Origin of the sequence: Saccharothrix sp. NRRL B-16314, from assembly GCF_000716595.1 — a bacterium.
In the GTDB taxonomy this organism is placed as follows: Bacteria; Actinomycetota; Actinomycetes; order Mycobacteriales; family Pseudonocardiaceae; genus Actinosynnema.
The window spans coordinates 18,523-38,268 of sequence record NZ_JNXC01000052.1 but is presented as its reverse complement, the minus strand read 5'-3'; the positions used below and the strand labels follow the sequence as shown (position 1 = coordinate 38,268).

The following is a 19,746-nucleotide window of genomic DNA, read 5'->3' as shown; positions in this document are numbered from 1 at the left end:
CTGCCGTCGACGATCACCGAGATGGTGCCCGAATCGCTCACCGACCGAGGTGATCTCTCGAAAGGTCGCCCTATTCGGATCAAGCACCGCGTGGGCTACAAAGCGGAACGGATGTCCGATCACCACACGATGCGGGGAGAGCAGGGGCTTGTCGGGGTAGGTCGTCTTCGTCGGTGGGAGGTCGGTGCCCGACCAGGTCCGCGGGATCTTGCTGGTGTCGACGGCGTGCACGCTGGTGAAGCCGACACCGCCTGCGCGCAGGTCGACCCGCGCGGTCGGTCAGTCCTTGGAGGAAGGCGGTGGCGTCGCCTTAGACAGAGCGGCGGGGTGCGATCATCGGGTATCGGTCCGTGGCTCTGCGGCCCTTGGGTTGAGAGGGGTTGTGGTGGTCAGCACCGGGCTGGCAGGACTGCGGTCCTGCCCGGCCTTCGGGTCGTGACCGCTTCCGTCCGGTGATCGTTCCCGGTGCGGCAGCGATGGCGTCGACACGATCTGCGGGTAATGCGTTGTGGCGTCGAATAGTTGTGCACCCAGCAAGGATGTGGTCATACTTTCCGTAGTCTTGCTAAGCCGTTCGGGTGAGGGAAACGGATAGTGCTGGACAGATTTCGGTCTGTCCTCCTACGTTGCGGAATGGCCGGAGCCGCTTGGAGGGAGCGGTGTCGACCTGTTGCGCTGCACCTATCCAGGGGGATTCATGGCTAGACCACGCTTATTTGTTGCGGCTTTATGCGCCTTATTATTCGGAGTTCTCCTACCTGCTACCGCGATGGCCGTGGAGCGGGTGGTGTCCGAGCCCGGTGTGATCACCCAGGAGAATCCGGACGGGTCGATCAGCACCATGCGACAGCTCGATCGGCAGGAGGTTCCGGTCGCGGAGCGGGAAGCCGGTGCCCCTGCCGCGAAGTTGGCGGAGATCACGGCACGTCAACGGATCCTCGACCAGGACGCCCGCCGTGCCGAGGGCACCGAATCCGTGCCGGAGGTACCTTCGGCACGGGCCACCGCCGCACCGCCGACCGCGTCGGACTTCAACGTGGTGGATTGTCAGGACGAACCGCTGGCACAGCAGGACGGCGGGTTCGTCATCGACCACTTCCGCTGGTGCGATGTGAGTTTCTGGGAGGTCGAGACCGTTATCTGCACGTGGAAGACGTGGTTCGGCTGTCTCAGCAAGCGTGAGGTCGCACACGCCGAGTTCCGACGCAGCGTGGCGGGCTACGGCTACGACTCCAGCCGCTACCGGCCCGGGGACTGGGTGCCCGCCGACCGGAACCAGATGTACTGGATCACCTTGGTGGACCAGTGGCGCAACGTCCGGGGCACAGCCCCGCTACAGCCCCTGACGTTGGAGATCATCTGTGAACCGGACAGCGGCGTCCCGTGCGAAGCCGATCCGCTGTCGTCCACTCCGGTCACGCGCACCATCGCCGAGTGGATGTCGGACGGCGGCTGGTTCTTCCGCTGGTTGGAGGACCGCTCAGCGGGTGCCGGGCCGGATCGCCTGGCCTTCTTCACGTTCTCGGTCCGCCAGACCTACGGCGCCACCGAGACCGATACCACGGAGGGCACCACGATCCGCTGTGATTGGGCGACCTACGTGCAGGGCACTCAGGGATGTTCGTACTGGGACGTCGTGTCGATCTTCCCGATCAGCCTTGCCCCGGACGCGAAGCACCGCAAGGCGGCACTGCACATCGTCGACGCGCAGTTCACGCCGGACAGGACACAGCCGCAGGTCGACGGCAAGGCCGTGCCGGGCAACCCTTTCGCGCCCCACGACCAGAGCCCGCTGGGCCGGCTGTACCCCGACTACGGCCCGGACGAGAGGACGACGTACAACGCCAACCGGGCCACGGCCGTGCGCGCCTGCAAGGCATGGTGGGGTGACGACTACTCGCAAGGCGGGCAGTTCGACTGCGACGAGTACCCGATGGCGTCCACCTACCAGGGTGCCTCGTTGGCCAACGGGAACTACTCGGCGCGGGTCATCGACGCCACCGACAACGGTTCGGCGGGTGGATTGCTCGCCTCGTTCTACCAGCGGGACCGGATCCTGCACCAAGACCTGTTCTACGTGATTCCGACTGTCCCGTCCGGTGGCGGCGGGGGCGGCGGCACCCCGATCAACCATGCGCCGCGCGTCAACGCCGGTGGTGATGTGAGGGGTGCCGAAGGCGGTCGGGCTCTGCTCCGCGGTTCAGCCTACGACACCGACGACACACCATCGGTCCGGTGGAGCTACACGCCCGGGGCCGACGTCGACGCTGGCGCGACGTGCAGCCTCGGCGACGCCGGACGTGCCGCCACGTCGATCACCTGCACCGACGACGGCACCTTCACCGTCACCCTCACGGCGGACGACGGGGTCAACCCGCCGGTCAGCGATTCCGCGACCGTGCGGCTCGACAACGTGGCACCGGTCCTGGCGCTACCCGGCACGCAAACCGCGGCCGCCGACGGCGTGCAGCCGGGGCCCGAGCCCTGGTCGGTCTACCGCGTCGGAAACGCGGTGACCGTCACCGCGCCGTTCACCGACCAAGGCGCCAACGACTCCCAGACCTGCAAGGTGGACTGGGACGACGGCACGGTGGAGCAGTTCGCCGCCACGCAGCACCTCTGCGCACGAGACCACGTGTACGGCGAACCGGGCATGTACACGATCAAGTCGACGTTGACCGACGACGACACGGGGGTCGACAACTCCACCACGATGGTCGTCGTCTACGACCCCGACGGGGGTTTCGAGACCGTCGGCGGTCACTACGCGTCTCCCGCGGGCGCTGTGATCGGCTCACCGGACACGACCGGCACCATGCAGGTCACCATGAACACGGCCTACCGGCCGGGGGATGAAGGACCGGTGCCGAGCAACGGCAAGGTCGATGCGACGTTGCGGAACGCCGGGTTCGACCTCAGGTCCACCACGCTGAAGTGGCTGGTGGTGACGCGGGACCACAAGAGCGCGGTAATGGGCGACGCCACGCTCAACGGGAACCCGGGCTACGGCTTCGTCGCGTACACCGACGATACCGACAACAGGAACGCCGTGCGTCTGGTGGTGTGGCCCTTGTCCGCAGGGCCTTATCCCAGTGAGACGGTCATCTACGACAACACCAAGGCCGACTACGACATCGACCTGGCGCGACCGCAACCGTTGACCGCGGGATCGGTCGTCATCCACGACTAAGGGCGGGGTGCCCGGCTCTCCTGGCGGGAGTCGGGCACGCCCGTTGGCGAACGAGGACGAACTTGACCTTGCATCCGGAGACCCGCGAGTTGTGGCCTGACGTCGAGTACCGCATGTTCGTCCTACAGGACGTGGGCGGAGGAAGCACCCCGCTCACCCAGGGCATCCCGCAGCCGGACCGATTGCTGCTCCCGGCACCCACTGGCGTGGTCTTCGCGTCGGCAGGCAACGACTTCACACCGGAAGTGCTCGTCCAGGTGTGGCCGTCGGAGCCGCCCCCGGAGCCGGGCGACTGGGACGACGTCGACGAAGCCGCGTTCCACTCGCCGTCGGGTCGAGTGCGCTTGGTCTCCGTGCAAGGAGCTCCTGGCGGCCCCGACATCCCGCTGTACGGCCTGGGCGACCACCTCGTCCGTGCCTATTGCCGAGGCCGCGGCGAGGCGGCCGAGCGGCTGGGGATCGAGCTGTTCTACCGCGGGGTCGAGACCTGGCTCGTCCAGGTCTGGGCTCGACCGCGAACGAACCCCTGACCCGGTAGCGGGATGCGCCGCATCAGCGACCGGCAAGTGATGACAAACGTTGCCGGTGCTATCCCGTGGATCCCGACTTGCGGTCCGACTGCTTCCGCCGGTGTGATCGGGATCGGTTGGACGGTCCGGCGCGGCTCGGTCCCGCCACTGCCGTCCATCAATCCGACACAAAGAGCCTCATATGACACTGATCGTCGGCACCTGCTGCACAACCTGACCGCAGCCGTCGGCCGCGTCGTCCGGGCCCACCCGGTCCTGTCTGACCGAGCTGATTCCGGACACTGACCAGCCACAACCGGCGATCATCGGCGTTAGCTGTATGAGGCCATGACGTTGGTGACGCTGTCGTGGAGCCGGGTGGCTGGCGGTCGGTTTCCAGCGGCAGTGTGGGGTCGATGGTAGTTGTAGTGCACGTTCCATACGGCCTGTGGGGTGCCAATAGTCGGTCACACGGTCTGACCTGCGGTTAGGCGGCAGTGGGTTCGTACTCGTTGATGAGACCGCCGAGGACTGGTCGGCGGAGTATCGACGTGCAGCTCGGCTCTACTGCTGGTCTGTCCGGTCGTGGTGGTGCGAGCTGGAGTGCTCGGTGGGGGCCGGCGGTAGTTGCAGTGGGCCGCGTAGCGGTCCAGCACTGTCCGCAGGTGGTGTTCGTTGATGATGAGCAGTCGGTCGGTGGCTTCTCGTCGGACGGTTCCGATGAACCGTTCGGCGTGGGCGTTGGTTCGTGGACACCGTGGTGGGGTCTTTACGACCTTGATGCAGGCGTCGGCGAGGACGGCGTCGAATGAGGTGGTGAACTGGCCGGCTCGGTCTCGGATGAGGAACCGGAAGTCGTCTGCTCGGTCGCCGAGGTGCATGAGCAGGTTGCGCGAGTCGTGTGACCGCTGCTTGATCGGTGGTCGGCTGTGGCAGCGGTTGTAGCGGTCGGGCGTTGGCGATGCCTTGGTGGGGTCGGTGGGTGTTGTAGAAGTGCTCGTACTGGCGTAGGGCGTGGAGCAGGTGCTGTTGGTTGTTTCTGGCGGCTTGGGTGACCCAGGATGCGGTGGGGTGTGCGGTGGCGCCCAGGACCTTGACTCGGCGGCTGGCGTGTTCGATCACCGCGAGCACGTACAGACGGGTGCGGCTCAGGGTGGTGGTCTCGAAGAAGTCGCAGGCCAGGAGCGCGTCGGCCTGCGAGCGGAGGAAGGCCGACCAGGTCGTCGAGGTGCGTTCGGGTGCCGGGTCGATTCCGGCGTCTTTGAGGATCTGCCAGACGGTGGAGGCTGCGACCTTGATGCCGAGCACGGGGAGTTCTCCGTGGATGCGGCGGTAGCCCCACGTGGGGTTCTCCCGTGCCAGACGCAGCACCAGGAGCCGGATGGAGCGGACGGTTCGTGGTCGGCCGGGCCGTTTGGGGCGGGACTCGGCTGCGTGGCGGTGGGCGAGGAGGTGTCGGTGCCAGCGCAGTACCGTCTCCGGGCGCACCAGTAGCCGGAGCCGATGGAGCGTGGCGGCCGGGAGTCGGTGCAGCAGTGCCGAGAGGCACGCGCGGTCGCCGGGGAGAACCGCGGACGGGTGTTGCCCAGTTGGCGTTCCGGAACCATGATCTGGTGCCGCAGCGCCAGGATTTCCGTGTCCTTGTCCCGGTTGCTCATGCGCAGTAGGCGCGGTAGCGCGAAGGCGTTGGTCACGCTCAGGTAGGCCAGTCGGAGCAGCACAGCCGGTCATCATGCCGTGTTGGCGGACGGCGCGGTGGACCTGCGGCCGCGCCCACAAGTACCTCGGCCCTACAAGCTGTACACGGCTTCAACCTGCATGGATAAGATTCTCGGCAGGCACAGCGCCAGAGCCGCTCGTTTGACAGACCCCACCGCTGGAGGTAACCGCCACCGGCTGCTCGCAGCCGCGCCAGCACCCGCACTGCTCCGTGGCACCGCGTAGCAGTGCTCGGTGCCGCGGAGTACCGGGTGCAGCCAGGAGCAGGGCCTTTCTCGAGCAGTCGGAGGAGGAAGACGACGGCAGCCAGCGCAAGAACGGCGCTCCGGCGTGGAACGACGACCAAGAGGAAGACCTCGGCGGCCCGTCGCGGCGTTGACGTTCGACCGCTGGAGTCCTGCCTGCGTCAGAGGTAGTCGAACAGCGGTGGGAAGACGAGTACCACGATCCAGGCCCAGCCGGCGTACACCGGGAGGTAGGTGGTCTGCCAGCGCTCGAGCGCCGCGAACGGCACGCGTCGGCGGACCAGGCCCAGCATCAGCCAGGCCGACCAGGCGAGGTTGGCCAGCAGGATGACGTTCTCCCCGAGTGCCGCCGCCTTGTTGGGCGTGGTGCCGTACTCGGTGATACGCCCGGTGATCTCCAGCAGCACCAGCACGTCGATGACGAGCGCGCTGACCACGAGGGCGAGCTGCATCCTGTCGAACACGCCGGGCGGGGCCAGCGGATCGCGGGCCGAGATCGAGTAGAGCAACAACGCCAGCACCACGACCAGCAGCAGATCGAACAGGATCAGTGCCTCCCGTTCGACGTCTATGCCGCCGCTGGTGACACCGAGGGTGACGAGGAAGGCCAGCAGTGCCGCGGTGAACAGCGGGGTGAACAGGCGCGTGAGCACCGGGGCGATGTTCTCGACGACGCTCTGCTTCGCCTCGACCAGCCATCCCGCCACCACCACCGCGGCCGCCGCGCCGCAGGGAAGGAGCCACTGCGTGATGAAGCCTTCCGGTGAGATCCCGATGGCCTGGAAGGTGCCGTACATGAAGGCGATCAGCACACCGCCGCCGAGGGCGATGAGCACGTAGTAGACGAACCACTCGCCGGTGAACCGGATGAAGTCCATGCGGCGGCGCGGCGAGCGCACGTCGTCGGCCACATAGGACAGACCGACCACGAACCACAGCGCGATGGGGAGGTGAATGGCGGTCAGGACAACCGATTGCGAGTCGTCCGCGAGCGGATAGGCGTTGGCCGCCACCGCGCCGAGCGCGAACAACGCCGCCAGCACACCGATCAGCGCTTTCGCGGCGTGACGGCGCCAGGACAGGAAGGCCGCCAGCCAGGGCAGCGTGAACAGGCCGACGTTGGGCCCGTAGAACGCGCCGTCCTCTTCGAGATTCATGCCGAACAGTTCCGGCGCTTTGATGGACGCTGCCGCACCCGCCGCGCAGACGGCCATCGCGAGCAGATCCCGCCGCGACCGGCCGGCCGCCACCGGGCTGTCCGTGCCGCCGGTCAGCACCAACTGCTTCCACAGCCGTTCCGAATGCTCCCGGGCGAACTCGCGGGACAGCTCGTCCAGGCTGCCCATGCGCTTGACCGCGACCAGGAACGCCTCGTCGGCGTGCAGTCCGACGGCGACGAGTTCGTCGACGGAGCCCCTCAGGTGGTCTTCGAGCTCGTCGGCGTCGGACTGCCGCAGCTCGCGGCGACGCTGCACGTAGAGGCGCCACTGGGCGAACTGGGCTTCCAGTCCGTCCTGACCGTCGGTCATGCGTGGCCCCCTAGCGGGATCGCGGTCGACGGCCTGGAATCGCCGTGGCCGTGCCAGATCTCCTTGAGGGCGTCCACGACCGTGTCCCACTGGCGGCGTTGCTCGGCGAGCTCGGCCAGGCCGCTCTGGGTGATGCGGTAGTACTTGCGCCGCCGTTCGCCGGCGACTGACCGCCAGTCGGACTCCACGTGCCCGAGGCGCTCGAGCCGGTGCAGCAACGGGTAGAGCAGCCCTTCGGTCCAGTCCAGCTCGCCACCGGACAGCTCGTTGATCCGCCTGAGGATGGCGTAGCCGTAGCTGTCCGCCTCGGCCAGGATGCCCAGCACCATCGGTGTCGCCGAGGCGGCCACAAGGTCCTTGGTGACTTTCACGAGACCCTCCCCACCGACTGACGCCTAGATGATCCATGCATAGTAGTATTAGGTATACTCCGGGTGCAAGGAACCGGCACGTCCAACGGTCACGCTCGCCGCGATGACGGTCGGGTCGCCGTGGATGCCCTGGACATGAACGGCATGACGTGGCAACTCCCGGCCAAGGACCGGCCCTGCAAAGCCGCCTGGCCCAGGACCGCTCGCGCTGTGCCTGGGGCTGCTCCCACCGGCCGACTCCGGCCGGGGGCCGCTGCTCGCCGACGAGCGCCGTGGCCTGAGGTGGGATGTCGATGGCTAGGGCCGTTTTCAGGCTGCGGGCGGCTCCGGTGGCGTGTCGGCGTTCGACGAGTCACCCTGGTCGCGGGCGGCGGCGGCGATGGCGGTGACGGGGTTGCGGTAGCCCATGCAGCGGCAGAGGTTGCCGGAGATCGCGGTGCGGATCTCGGCCTCGGCGGGGGAGGGGTTGTCGCGCAGCAGTTCCGTCGCCACGGCCAGCGTCCCCGGTGTGCAGAAGCCGCACTGCAGGGCGTGGTGGCGGCGGAACGACTCCTGTAGGGGGCAGGGACGTGGCAGCCTGGCCCTCGACCGTGGTGATCTCGCTGCCCTCCGCCTGAACCGCCAGGACGCAGCACCCGCGACGGGCCGCCGAGGGCTCACCGGCCTGAGCTGAGGCCGACCGCGCCGACGACGGCCACGGTCCTTCCGCACCGTCCGTTCGCCACTCGTCGTCAGCATGTCCGGCACCGCCCTCCCCGGCACCGCCAGGTTCGCCGAGCAGGCCGCGAGCTGCCCGACGCTGCCCGCGGCGATGGCGCCGGCGTCGACGGCGAGACCGGATGTCCATGCGGTCGGAGACGACCGCCCTGGAGGTGACGACGACCGCGACCGGGCGGGCCTGCCCGGTCCTCTGACCGACCCAGCCCCGGGTCGGGGCCAACGCGCCCGACCGCGCCGACCCCGGTCCACTCACTCAGCAGGAGACGCGTCCCGGTCCGCTGCGCAAATCCCGGTTTGTCGAGTTATTGCGTGCTGCTGCTCACTTCTTGCATGCTGGTGCGGTCCCTCCAATGAAGGAGCGTGCGGTGCCCCTGTCACGCAGGACATTCCTCGGGTCGGCCCTGGCCGCCTCCGCCCTGACCGCCACCACCCCGACCACGGCGGGCGCGGCGAGCCCGCCGGGCGACGTGGTCGGCAAGATCACCGTCGGCTACCAGGGCTGGTTCGCGGCCCGGGGCGACAACTCACCGCTCAACGGCTGGTGGCACTGGAGCGACAACTGGGGCCAGCCACCCTCGCCGGCCAACCACGCGCTCATGTCGTGGCCGGACATGACCGACTACGCGACCAGTTACCCGACGGCGTTCGGCGCCCTGGGCAACGGTCAACCGGCGACGGTCTTCTCCAACCACGACTACCAGACCGTGGACGTGCACTTCCGCTGGATGCGCGAATACGGCTGCGACACCGCGGCCCTCCAGCGGTTCAACCCGACCGGCGGCGAGGGCCCGATCCGCGACGCCGTCACCGCCCACGTCCGGCGGGCCGCCGAGGCGCACGGCGTGAAGTTCTACCTCATGTACGACGTCACGAACTGGACGAACTTCCAGTCGGAGATCAAGGCCGACTGGACGGAGAAGATGCGCGCGTACACCTCGTCACCGATGTACGCGCGCCAGAACGGCAAGCCGGTGGTCTGCGTCTGGGGCTTCGGCTTCAACGACCCGGGCCGCCCGTTCACCCCGCAGCAGTGCCAGGACGTGATCGACTGGTTCAAGGGCCAGGGCGTGTACCTGATCGGCGGCGTGCCGACGCACTGGCGGCGCGAGATCGAGGACTCGCGGCCCGGCTTCGGCCAGGTCTACCGCAGCTTCGACATGATCTCGCCGTGGATGGTCGGCCGGATCGGGTCCGTCGCCGACGCCGACCACTTCCACGCCAACGTCAACTCGCCGGACGTGGCCGAGTGCGCCCGGCTCGGCATCGACTACCAGCCGTGTGTGCTGCCCGGCGACCTGTCCCGGCGGCACCGGGCGCACGGCGACTTCATGTGGCGGCAGTTCTACAACATGTGCCGCCTCGGCGTGCAGGGCATCTACATCTCGATGTTCGACGAGTACAACGAGGCCAACCAGATCGCCAAGACGCCGGAGACCCAGGCGGGCATCCCGGCGGGCTCCGGTTTCCTCGCCTTGGACGAGGACGGCACGCGTTGCTCGTCGGACTACTACCTGCGGCTCACCGGCGACGGCGGCCGGATGCTCAAGGGACAGCTCGCGTTGACGGCGATCCGCCCGACGAAACCGGTGCTCTCCGACACGCCGCCGGCCGAGCGCGACCTGGCTGCGGGCAGGCCGACCACGCAGAGCAGCCAGACCCAGCAGTACGGCGGCCACCTCGCGGTGGATGCCGACCCGAACACCTACTGGGAGAGCGCGAACGGCGCGTTCCCGCAGTGGATCGGGGTCGACCTGGGCGCGGTGGCCGCGCCGCGCCGAATGGTGCTGAGCCTGCCGCCGAACCCGGCGTGGGGTCGACGCACCCAGACCATCGCGGTGGAGGCGGGCATGGACGGCTCGGCGTTCACCGCGGTGGTCGGCGCGACCGGGTACGTGTTCGACCCGGCCACCGGCAACGCGGTCACCGTCACCCTGCCCGCCGGGCTCGCCGCCCGGCACCTGCGGCTGCGGTTCAGCGGGAACACGGGCTGGCCGGCCGGGCAGCTGGCCCGGTGGCAGGTCATCGGCTGACCCGACGGCTCCTCGGCCGTGTACTTGCAGAACATATAGTCCGTGCAGGTAAGGCGGCGTGATGGTGCTCGTTGAGGATTCCGCCCAGTCGTTGCCGTCGGCGGACGTCGAGGCGGACGACCGCTGCTTGATCGGTGGCGGCTGGTGGTAGGGCGCGTAGTGGTCGGGCGTTGTCGATGCCTTGGTGGGGTCGGTGGGTGTTGTAGAACTTCTCGCACTCGCGTAGGGCGTGGAGTAGGTACTGCCGGTTCCAGATGACGTGCGGTCGAGGAGTTCTCGGCGGCAGCTGTGGATCCAGCGTTCCATGATCGTGTTCATCCGCGGTATCCGGACGCCGCTGAGGACGACCTGGATGCCCGAGTCGGCGGGGACGGCGTCGAACAGGGCGGGGAACTTGCCGTCGCGGTCGCGGATCATGAACCGCGCGTGTCGGCCTTCGTCTTCGAGGTCCATGACGAGGTGCTTGGCGGCTTGGGTGACCCAGGAGGTGGTCGGGTGCGCGGGGCGCCGAGGATTCTGATTCGGCGGCTGGTGTGTTCGATGACCGCGAGCACGTACAGGCGGGTGTCGGTCAGGGCGCGGGTCTCGAAGAAGTCGTAGGCCAGTAGCCCGTCGGCCTGGGAGCGGAGAAACGTCGACCTGGTGGAGGACCGCTCGGGTGCCAGGTCGATGCCGGCGTCCTTGAGGACCTGCCACACGGTGGACGGGGCGATCCTGATGCCGAGGACGAAGAGTTCGCCGTGGAAATGCCTGCGGGCACGCACCGCCCGGCGGATGCGGGCGTTGACCGATTCGACGCTGCGACCGCGGGCGCAGCTCAGCGGGCGGCGTCGACGAGGTCGTCTCCGGGGAGTTCGATGGCCAACCGGCCGCCCGGGTTGACGATCAGCGTGACGCCGGCCAGGGCCGGGACCAGTTCACGGCCGGTGGTCTGCATCGGGGCCTCGGCGTCGGGCGGCAGGTGGTCCGGGGCGGAGTAGACCGAGATGAAGCGCCGGCCGGACTGGTCCACACCCAGGCGCAGGCCGCCCGCATCGTCCGTCTCCAGGACCAGCGGGCTGTCCAGGACGGCCCGCAGGATCCGGTCCTGGGGCAGCCAGCCCGCCGCGACGAAGCCCAGGATCACGTCGAGCTCCGACTTCGGCTCCGGGAACCCGCGCCGGCGTGGGCTGGGGCGGTAGTCGGGGTTGAGGAAGGTCTCGCCGGTCAGCCTGCCGTCCGGTCCGGCCTTGTACGCGCCGAGCAGCGTGGCGGTCGGTACGCCCTCGATGTAGCGCGGGTCGATGTCCGGGTCGGCGCACCACACCCAGCCGTCCGGGTTCCGCCGCGCCTCTTCGCGCATCGCGTCCGTGACCGGCGGCAGGCCGGGGTGCCCGCTCAGGTCGTCGACCTGGCCCGCGGCCACGTAGTCCTGGACCGGTTGCGGCAGCACGTAGACGCGGTCGCCGTTCGGCGTCACGGCCGTCACGACGTTCCACGTGCCCCTGAGCCTGTAGCGGTGGAACTCGCGGTCGGACTCCACCTCCCCGGCGTGCACCAGGTTGCCGTCCGGAGCGCCGTAGCGGTGCACGACCAGGTCGGTCACCCGGGTCAGCGTAATGCCCGTGAACTGGTGCAGCGGCGGGTCCTGCTCGGAGATCACCTGGTACGGCGACTGCCACACGGGCAGCTCCTCGTCCAGCTGGTAGCGCAGCGCGTCCTGGTTCACCACCAGTTGGCCGGTGAGGTAGGCGACGGCGTTGCGGACGTCGCCGAAGCGCTCACGCTTCTCGGTCGACCCGCCCTCGGCCCAGTAGACCTCGTACCAGTCGCCGTCCCGGACCAGGCACCAGGCCTGGTCGCGGTGGCCTTCGAGGCTGTAGAAGCGCGGGCTGGTCTGGCAGCGCACGATCACGTCGAGGAGCGGGGCGAGTGCCTTGTGGAATGCCGCCTCGATCCGGCTCGGGTCCTGCTGCATCCCGCCCATCGCCAGCGCGGCGGCCCGGCCCTTGGCGATCTCGGGCACCGCCTCGGGAAGCCGGTAGCGGTTCTGCCGGATGTGGTCGACCAGGGCGAGCGCGGGCGGCACCTGGTGCTCGCGCAGGTAGTAGGCCACGGAGGCGGACCACACGAACTGCCCGTCCGTGTGGTGGGCGAGCGGGACGACCTGGTCCTCGCTGTCGCTCAGCAGGTCGCGGGCCGAGCCGCGCGAGGACAGCACGACCGGCGCGTTCTCCAGGTAGTGCAAGAGGAGTTCGCGTTCACGGCCGCCGACCATCGGTCGGTACCAGACGCCCTTGCCGCCCTCGACGACGTCGAACGCGCGCACGATCCGGGTCGCCGTCTCCGACTCCCGCGGCTCCAAGGCGTGGACCCGGCCGCGTTGCTGGACGGCACCCGCCGCGTGCCACATCCAGTCGGGCACGGCCTCGGGCCGCCGGGGCAGCAGGCGCAGCTCGTCGGCGTAGTGCTGGAGCTCGTTCGCGTGGCCCGGGGGGACCTGCCAGTCGGGTTTCCCGTCGACCGAGAACCGTCGCGTGGTCTCGCCTCCCGCGACGAACTCGAACCGCGCGGTGTGCCAGGTGCCCAGGGAGTTGCGGAATTCGCGCAGCCGCAGCCGGTGCAGCCACTGGCCCACCATGACCGGCGCCGCCCACGTCCGGGGCGCGTCGTCGTCCAGCGTGACGGTGGCCTCGACCTCCATGCGCCGCGCCACGGCCCGGCACTCCACCGTCAGCCGTCGCCAGCCCTCGGGCGCGAGACCGGCGATCTCCGCCTCGACCCGGTCCTGGATGGACGTGTGGTCGCGCGGCATCGGGTCGCCGGGCGGCAGTGACGGGTACTGCGGCCACGCGTGGGGCAGTTCCGGCAGTTCCCGCACGACGACCACGCGGTCGGCGACCAGGTGGCCGTCGAGCGGGTCGAGGTCCAGCCGCTCCGGTTCGTTTCCCGGGCGCCACACCTGCGCGTCCAGGACCGTCTCGAACTGCGTGGCGCGGACCTGCTTGACCTGGCGGCCGTCCCGGTCGAGCAGCGGACCGCGGACGCCCGGCGCAAGGTCGGGAGGCACGAACGCGGTGCCGTGGGGCCCGGGCTCGAACCGGAACGCATCGTTCCCGTCGATCGCGATGTCGAACCGCACGCGGGTCACTCCTGACGTCACCGTGACTCGATGTCCTGGGCCCAGGCCGGGAGGCTCTTGCCCATCTCCTCCATCACTTCCAGCACGTCGCGCAGGTCCGCCACGTCCGGCGCGGTCGCGGCGAACCACTGCGACACGCTGCCCCACGACCTCGTGACGGCCTCGCCCTCCACGACGCTCCACACCGGAGGGTCGTCCTGGTCCAGGTCCGCGCCGTCCACGACCTGGTAGGCGTAGCCCTGGTGCGCGGTCAGCGCGAGCAGGCCGTCCGGGTCGGCGAGGTCGTGGTCGAGTCCGCCGAGCGAGGCGATCGCGTGCCGCTTGCGCTCACTGGTCATCGCGTCGACGCCGAAGGCCGTGCCGGCCAGCCACAGGCCCGACCGGACCCCGACCAGCCGCAGCACCTCGCGGACGGCCTCGGGGACGCGGGCGACGCGCTGCTCGGCGGCCATGCGGTCGATCTGCTCGTCGGACGCGCCCTGCACCGAATCGCGGCGCAGGCCGTCGGCGGCCACTCGGTCGAACACGGCGCGGACGCGGTCGTTCGCGCTGGGACAGGGCTGGTTCACAGCGGATGGAGCCTTTCTCCGGCGCGGTTCACGACTTCCAGGCGCATACCCGGGAAGGCGCGTTCATAGGCTAGCATGACCTTTTTGCATGACAAGCAGACCTGGAAGTCCGGCGGGGTGCCGTCGCGTTTCGCGGACGGCAGGTCGACGACCATTCGCAGCTCACCCGAGATGTCCCTAGCGGTGAACGGCGTGTACGTCGTTCCATTCGTGCGAGCTTGTTCCTCGGCGCGTTTGTTGAGTTCCGAGATGGCGAGTTCGATGCGGTCTCGAGTGCGTTCCACCTCGCCCTTGAAACCGTTCTTGTAGTGGTTCTCATCCGCTTTGGCGAGTTCGTCCACCAGCCGCGCGGCTTCGCGGAGCGCCCGGTCGACCTCGGCCCGGGGCAGGCCGCTGTGCTCGGCGAGCTGGTGCCGGGCGAGATCCTCGAACATCTTCGGTTCCGAGTCGTGCGTCCGGTCGCTGCCCCGGCCGTCGCGCCAGCCGCCGGTTTCCGGGTCGTAAGACTTCGCGTACGAGGTCTCGAAGAGCCGTTCGCCCTTGGGTGGGCGCTGCGGGGCTTCGGCGGCCGGGCTCCAGTCATGTTCCTTGCCGCTGAAGTTGTAGAAGTCGGTGGCCTCGCCGCCCCGGTCGCTGCGGTAGCGCGCGGTGGAGAGAGCGCGTTCGTGCGGACGCCGCTCCTCGTCGGTCATCGGATTCCGGCCGGTCACCTCGCGGACGGAGTCGAGGCCCTCGTCCCGCTTCTCCCGGCTTTCTTCGCGCATCTCCCGGAAATCGTCTTCCCGTTCGCCGCGGGCCTCGGCGCCGAGCGGCGCGTGGTCGGCCGGCTCGTCACCCCATTCCGGCGTGTGGCCGGATGGGTACGGGCTCTCGCTGATGTGCCGGCTGCCGTCCGGTTCGAATGTGCGCCATTCGCCGTTCGGCGGCCAGCCCGGGTTTTCCCCGTCAGAGGTGTTAGTGGCGAACAGGTTGCCGTTGTAATCCACCCACGCGTGCGTGTTCGGCGCGGTGACCGGGACCCCAAGCTCCTGTGCGAGCCGCGCAGCGAAACCGTCGTCGCGCCGGCCGGTCTCGCAGCCGACCAGCGTGACGGAGTCGCCGTTCCAGTCCGGGTTGGCCCGGATGACGTCCGCGACGTCCTCCGGGGTCAGCGGGTAGCGGCCCACGCGCGCGCCGTCCGGGCTGCCGTGGACGTCCACGACGAACTGCCCGCGGATCCGGTGCAGCGCCTGGGAGGTGTAGGACTGCCCCTTGTCCTGCGTCCGCTCGAAGATCGCCATGCCGGCGGGCGTGGACTGGACGTGGTCCCGGACGTTGCGGTCCAACTCGTCGTCGAGGTCGCCCAGCCGGTCGCTGAGCGGCTTCTGTGGACGTTGCGGGTGTTCCTGCTCGCGTTGCGGAGCGCGGTCCTGCGGCCGGTCCGGGGTGTGGTCGGTGTGCGGCTGGGTGGTCTCGGGGGACCGGTGGTCGGGGTGGGGAGTCCCGTTGGGGCCGAACGACTCCTGGGGCGGGCGGTCTTGGTGCCCCGGGTCGGCCTGCCCCGGCCGTGTCGTGTCCCGATCGGACGGGTCGCTCCGAGGCTGGTCCCGGTTGGTCGGGTCGGTCGGGGACGGGGCGGCCCAAGGCGGATTGGTTCGAGGCCGGTTCGCCTCCGACGAACCGCTCTGGGTCGGGCCGGTTCCGGGCGGGTTGGTGTGGGACGGCGTGCTACCAGGCCGGCTCCGTTGCGACTGGTCGAACGGACCGGTCTGCGCCATGCCCGTCCGGGGCACGGACTTCTGCCCGCCCGCCTGAACCGGAGGCCACGTCGGCCGGCTCTGCGGCATCGACCCTGGGTGTGCCGGGCCGGGGGCCTGCCCGGCGAACGGCTGCCCGGCGGGCATCGGCTGGGTGGGGCCGATCGGGTGCGACGCCGAGGTCTGTGGCGACGGCTGAGTCGTGTCCGCCGGAGTGGGCTTGGCAGTGTCGGTTCGGGTGGTCTGCGCGGTCGTGGTGTCCGCGCGGGGAGGTTCAGGGCTCCGGTCCCCGACGTAGTCGGGGTTCGGCACGAACGGACCAGTCACGAAGCCGCTGCCCGGCTCGTACCGGACGTCGTGCCAGCCCGCGACGTACCTCCAGTCCACGCCCCCGGCGAACAGCACTTCGGACTCGCCGTAGCGGCGGTCGTGACCCATCGCGTCCAGGGTCGCGTCGGTCATGATCCCGCCCGGCGCCTTGATCACGTACATCGCGCCCAGCCCGGCGCGTTCCTTGGCGACCGTCTGGTCGGTGGACGTGCTGACGTACGCGTTCGTGTCGCCGTCGACGTGCTTGATCAGGTCCGGGGCCTTGTCCGGACCGGGAACGTCGAACCCGCCCGCCGCCCGGATCTCGTCCGGCGAACGGGTGTCGCCGCGGTAGAGGGCGTTCTCGTCGCGGGTCCAGTCGGGGACGTCGCGGTGCACGACCTTCGACTCGGGCACCCCGTACATCGACGGGTCCACGTGCCGCACGGCGACCGGGGGCTCGCCGTCCGAACCCGGCGGTGGAGCGTCCTGCCGCGGCGTCGGCTGCCGACCATCCGGCAGCTGCTGGGCGGCGGGATCGGGCGGCGTGGCGGGGCCTGGCGGCGTGCCGGGACCGAATGGTGTGCCCGACTGGGTGCCAGGACCGAATGGCGTGCCCGGCGGGGTGCCGGGACCGAACGGCGCTACGGGCTGCGTGCCGGGACCGAACGGGCCGGGTCGTTGCGTCCCTGGCGCACCGGGGTGGGTGGAGTGGCCGTTGCCGGGCACGCCGGGAGTGCGCGGCGGGGCCTGACTCGCGTGCGCGGGGCTTATCGAGGGCTGTCCGAAGCCCTGCGGCGGACGCGGCGGGCGGTAGTGAGGCGCCCCAGGACCCGGAACGCCGGGGTGCGCCATGCCCGGAACAGGTCCGTTGCCGCGCGGCACGCCAGATCCCGGAGTGGGCATCCCCGGTGGACGCACGGGAGAACCGGGCGGAGGCGTGTTCGGAGCAGGGGGTCGGTGCTGCGGGACACCCTGTCCGGGCGGCCCGTAGTGCGGCGCGCCGGGAACAGGTCCGCCCGCACGAGGCGCACCCGGCTGAGGTCCGCCCATGCCCGGCCCGTGAGGCCGAGGAACACCTGCCTGGCCCGGCATCGCGGCGGCAGGGCCTGTGCGGGGACCGATGGCCGGCCCACCACGAGGCACCGCGGGCGGCACACCGCCCTGCCTGGGCACGGGACCACCGCCGCGAGGAGCGCCCCCCGCGTTGGAGGGGAACGGACTTCCGCTCGGGCCCGGCGCACGTGGTGGCGCGGAAGCCGCCGCACCACCGGGCGGCGGACCGAACGACCCGGCGCCGGCAGGCCGCGGAACCCCACCCGGCGCACCGCCGGGCATCATCCCCGGCGTTCCTCCGGGACGAGGTGCGCCGCCCTGAGGAGCCCCACCACCGGGCATGCCGCCGGTGCGCGGCAGCCCGCCTTGCGGAGCCCCACCACCGGGCGTTCCACCGGCCCGGGGCGCACCGCCCTGCGGAGCACCGCCCGTCGGCGGCGGAGTGCCACCCGGTCGACCGCCGCCCGGAGCCCCCGGCCCGCGGGGCGGACCACCCGCCCCGGAAGGCGTTGGACCAGGCACACCCGGAGGCCGTCCACCCGGCGTGCCACCCGGCGGGTTGCCGGGAGGACCACCGGGCGTGCCGAGCCGAGGCGGTGCGGCCGCCAGGGTGGTGGACCGCGAAGGAACACCGGATGGCGTCGTGGACGGTGCCGTGGACGGCGAACCCGCCTTGTCCGGCAGCTTCACCGAAGGTCCGCCGCCGGTCGAAGCCCTGGTGTGCCCACCGCCCGCAGACCCGTCGGGAACCGTGGGAGGCGCGGAAGTCCGGCCCGCCGAGGGCGAAGAGGACGACGAACTCGACGCCGACGAACTCGACGCGCTCCCGACCGTGGACGTCGTCGCCTTGGGCTCGATCCGGTTCATCGCCGACGCCGACGCCTGGTCGGTGGAACGGGTCGTCCGGGCGGTCTCCTTCGTCTTCGTGCCCGCGTTGGCCGCGGCCTCGGCGGCCTTCTCGGCCCCGCTGCGCGCGGTCTGGATGGCGCGGTCGGCGTGCTGCATCGCCACCTGGCCGAACACGCCTGCGCTGCCAGACGTGGCGTTGATGTTCAGCTTGCTCGCGACGCTGCCGCGGACCTGGTCGCCGCGGTTGGTGATGCGGCCGCCCAGGCTCTCCACGGCGTCCGGGTCCATCCGGGTACCGCGGCCGCCGAGGCCACCTGGGGAGGGAGACGGCGACGGCGGCGAGCTGCTGCGATCACCGCCGCTGTGCGAGGATCCCGAACCCCTCCGGCGACCGACCATCAGGTGGTGGCCGCAGGCATCTCATACGGCTTGACCGCGTCGTACGCCGTCTTGGCGTAACCGCCGTACTCCGCGAACCGCTCCAGGCCCTTGACCAGGCCCTCCATCTTCTCGGCGAGCTGCGCCATGCGGCCGCCGAAGCGCGCCATCGCGGACGCCAGCTTCGACAGCCTGGCCGCGATCTTGGTGGCCATCATCGCCGCGCGGGTGCCCGCGAAGCCCGCGAACGCCGCGATGGAGCTGCCCAGCGTGACCACGGCGGACGCCGCGGCGATCAACGCGCCCGCGATCAGCTCGCCGACCAGGTCGGAGATCCAGCCGAACACCAGCGACCGCAGCTCGCAGACCAGGGCCCCCGACAACGCGTAGATCGCGGCGGTGCCGTCCATGCTCTTGCCCAGCGCCTCGTACTCGCCGGCCATCTGCTCCATCTCACGCCGGAACGCGTCGCCGGAATCGCCCTCCCAGTCGGCCACGGCGCGCAGGTCCTCGCGGTGTTCCTGGGCGATCATCTTCATCTCGAGCGCGGCCTGCTTGAGCTGGTCGGTGTTGGCGTTGATCTCGTCGGGGTTGCCCAGCAGCGCGTCCAGCGGCTCACGCAGGAAGTCGACGTGCTCCAACAGCCACCCGACACCAGCGGACGCGAGCATGCCCAGCGGGTTCGCGGCGGTGGCCACCAGGTCCACCACCATGCCCGCGCCGCCCAACGCCACGTCGATGACGTCGACGCCCTCGCCCTCCGACTCGGCGGTCAGCGAGTCGACGAAGCCCGCGACGCTGTCCACGACACCTGCGCCGGCCGACCAGGTGGTGCTGTTCTCCTCGGACACAGTCCCCCCGGCCTGGTCTAGCGGTTCTTGAAGATCGAGTTGTCGCTGAAGTCGTCGTCCCCGTCGTCACGAGGCGCCGGACGACGCACCAGTGGCGGAGGCGGCGGCGGAGCAGTGGCCTCGTACTCCTCGTTGAAGGTGTACCGGGGCCGCTGCTCGTCCTGGTCCTGCTCGTCCTCGGCGGGCGGCAAGTACTCGGTGATCACCCGGTAGGTTTCGGAGTCGGTCCCGTTGACGGCCGAGAACGTCTCCGCCACCTTCACCGCCGCACCCCGTTGCGCCTTGCGCGCCACCTCGACGATCTCGGCCGAGAGCTGCGCGGCGGACTTGCGCATCGCGCCGTCGGTCAACCGCACGTCGGTCAACGCCCCGTTGGGCGCGACCGTGACCGTGACGAAACCGTCGTTGGACGAGGCCGACCCGCCCGCGCCCGCGAGACCCTCCTGGACAGCGGCCGCCTTCGCCTGCGCGTCGGCGATCTTCGTCTCGAAGTCCCGCATCCACTCGTCGGGCGTCTTCACCGTGTCTCCAACACCGTCATTTGACCATCCGGCTCAGAGGATT

Annotated in this window: 16 protein-coding genes and 1 pseudogene; 5 read left to right on the top strand and 12 right to left on the bottom strand. The window is 70.1% G+C overall.

Annotation, left to right across the window (positions count from 1 at the left end; genetic code table 11):
* The first annotated feature begins 697 nt into the window (after positions 1–697).
* Both OQ02_RS37885 and OQ02_RS37880 read left to right on the top strand, forming a co-directional pair.
* Positions 698–3,190 (top strand): NucA/NucB deoxyribonuclease domain-containing protein, encoded by a 2,493-nt coding sequence (locus OQ02_RS37885; protein WP_156077568.1) that lies wholly within the window; start codon positions 698–700, stop codon positions 3,188–3,190.
* 62 nt (positions 3,191–3,252) lie between these two features.
* Positions 3,253–3,720: a hypothetical protein gene (locus OQ02_RS37880; protein ID WP_033443508.1), complete on the top strand. Its 468-nt coding sequence runs from the start codon at positions 3,253–3,255 to the stop codon at positions 3,718–3,720.
* Between the two features lie 311 nt (positions 3,721–4,031).
* Here OQ02_RS37880 and OQ02_RS44460 read toward each other — a convergent pair.
* Both OQ02_RS44460 and OQ02_RS46400 read right to left on the bottom strand, forming a co-directional pair.
* A pseudogene (locus tag OQ02_RS44460) lies at positions 4,032–4,142 on the bottom strand (IS481 family transposase); the annotation flags it as partial.
* A 24-nt stretch (positions 4,143–4,166) separates the two neighbouring features.
* Positions 4,167–4,421 carry a hypothetical protein gene (locus OQ02_RS46400; protein WP_231500416.1) on the bottom strand — a complete coding sequence of 85 codons (255 nt, stop codon included), beginning with the start codon at positions 4,419–4,421 and terminating at the stop codon, positions 4,167–4,169.
* Here OQ02_RS46400 and OQ02_RS46395 point away from each other — a divergent pair.
* Entirely contained in the window at positions 4,365–4,511 is a 147-nt protein-coding gene (locus OQ02_RS46395) for a hypothetical protein (protein ID WP_231500417.1), read from the top strand. The genes OQ02_RS46400 and OQ02_RS46395 overlap by 57 nt on opposite strands.
* 1,313 nt (positions 4,512–5,824) lie before the next feature.
* On the opposite strand, the gene OQ02_RS37870 is transcribed toward OQ02_RS46395, so the two are convergent.
* The 3 genes from OQ02_RS37870 to OQ02_RS43220 form a co-directional block, all read right to left on the bottom strand.
* Positions 5,825–7,192 (bottom strand): permease prefix domain 1-containing protein, encoded by a 1,368-nt coding sequence (locus OQ02_RS37870; protein ID WP_033443506.1) that lies wholly within the window; start codon positions 7,190–7,192, stop codon positions 5,825–5,827.
* Positions 7,189–7,563, bottom strand: a complete 375-nt coding sequence (locus OQ02_RS37865; protein ID WP_033443505.1) for a PadR family transcriptional regulator — start codon at positions 7,561–7,563, stop codon at positions 7,189–7,191. Before OQ02_RS37865 ends, OQ02_RS37870 begins: the two co-directional genes overlap by 4 nt.
* Before the next feature lie 309 nt (positions 7,564–7,872).
* Complete coding sequence (locus OQ02_RS43220) at positions 7,873–8,301, bottom strand: (2Fe-2S)-binding protein (protein ID WP_231500415.1); 429 nt, start codon at positions 8,299–8,301, stop codon at positions 7,873–7,875.
* Between the two features lie 347 nt (positions 8,302–8,648).
* On the opposite strand from OQ02_RS43220, the gene OQ02_RS37855 reads away from it, so the two are divergent.
* Positions 8,649–10,313 (top strand): discoidin domain-containing protein, encoded by a 1,665-nt coding sequence (locus OQ02_RS37855; RefSeq protein WP_033443524.1) that lies wholly within the window; start codon positions 8,649–8,651, stop codon positions 10,311–10,313.
* A 413-nt stretch (positions 10,314–10,726) separates the two neighbouring features.
* Here OQ02_RS37855 and OQ02_RS46390 read toward each other — a convergent pair whose 3' ends face one another.
* The 5 genes from OQ02_RS46390 to OQ02_RS46870 form a co-directional block, all read right to left on the bottom strand.
* Complete coding sequence (locus OQ02_RS46390; protein WP_231500414.1) at positions 10,727–11,077, bottom strand: hypothetical protein; 351 nt, start codon at positions 11,075–11,077, stop codon at positions 10,727–10,729.
* A 53-nt stretch (positions 11,078–11,130) separates the two neighbouring features.
* Positions 11,131–13,455, bottom strand: coding sequence for a type VII secretion system-associated protein (locus tag OQ02_RS37845; protein WP_197043681.1), 2,325 nt, complete (start codon positions 13,453–13,455; stop codon positions 11,131–11,133).
* Positions 13,452–13,961: a hypothetical protein gene (locus tag OQ02_RS37840; protein WP_231500413.1), complete on the bottom strand. Its 510-nt coding sequence runs from the start codon at positions 13,959–13,961 to the stop codon at positions 13,452–13,454. Before OQ02_RS37840 ends, OQ02_RS37845 begins: the two co-directional genes overlap by 4 nt.
* Before the next feature lie 38 nt (positions 13,962–13,999).
* Positions 14,000–16,486: a scabin-related ADP-ribosyltransferase gene (locus tag OQ02_RS41735; protein WP_156077566.1), complete on the bottom strand. Its 2,487-nt coding sequence runs from the start codon at positions 16,484–16,486 to the stop codon at positions 14,000–14,002.
* Between the two features lie 899 nt (positions 16,487–17,385).
* On the bottom strand, positions 17,386–17,679 hold the full coding sequence (locus OQ02_RS46870; protein ID WP_156077565.1) for a hypothetical protein: 294 nt from the start codon (positions 17,677–17,679) through the stop codon (positions 17,386–17,388).
* A gap of 5 nt (positions 17,680–17,684) precedes the next feature.
* Between OQ02_RS46870 and OQ02_RS37830 the strand changes: the two genes are divergently transcribed.
* A complete protein-coding gene (locus OQ02_RS37830; protein ID WP_156077564.1) occupies positions 17,685–18,386 on the top strand; it encodes a hypothetical protein in 702 nt (233 codons plus the stop codon).
* Here the strand turns inward: OQ02_RS37830 and OQ02_RS37825 are convergent.
* A complete protein-coding gene (locus OQ02_RS37825) occupies positions 18,352–19,137 on the bottom strand; it encodes a hypothetical protein (RefSeq protein ID WP_156077563.1) in 786 nt (261 codons plus the stop codon). The two genes, OQ02_RS37830 and OQ02_RS37825, sit on opposite strands and share 35 nt — an antisense overlap.
* Before the next feature lie 62 nt (positions 19,138–19,199).
* Positions 19,200–19,703 carry a YbaB/EbfC family nucleoid-associated protein gene (locus OQ02_RS37820; protein WP_051773328.1) on the bottom strand — a complete coding sequence of 168 codons (504 nt, stop codon included), beginning with the start codon at positions 19,701–19,703 and terminating at the stop codon, positions 19,200–19,202.
* Positions 19,704–19,746: the final 43 nt, after the last annotated feature.

Excerpts from the sequence above, each read along its gene's own strand:
- OQ02_RS37885 (WP_156077568.1), top strand. The coding sequence starts at position 698 with ATGGCTAGACCACGCTTATTTGTTGCGGCTTTATGCGCCTTATTATTC.
- OQ02_RS37870 (WP_033443506.1), bottom strand. The coding sequence starts at position 7,192 with ATGACCGACGGTCAGGACGGACTGGAAGCCCAGTTCGCCCAGTGGCGC.
- OQ02_RS43220 (WP_231500415.1), bottom strand. The coding sequence starts at position 8,301 with ATGCTGACGACGAGTGGCGAACGGACGGTGCGGAAGGACCGTGGCCGT.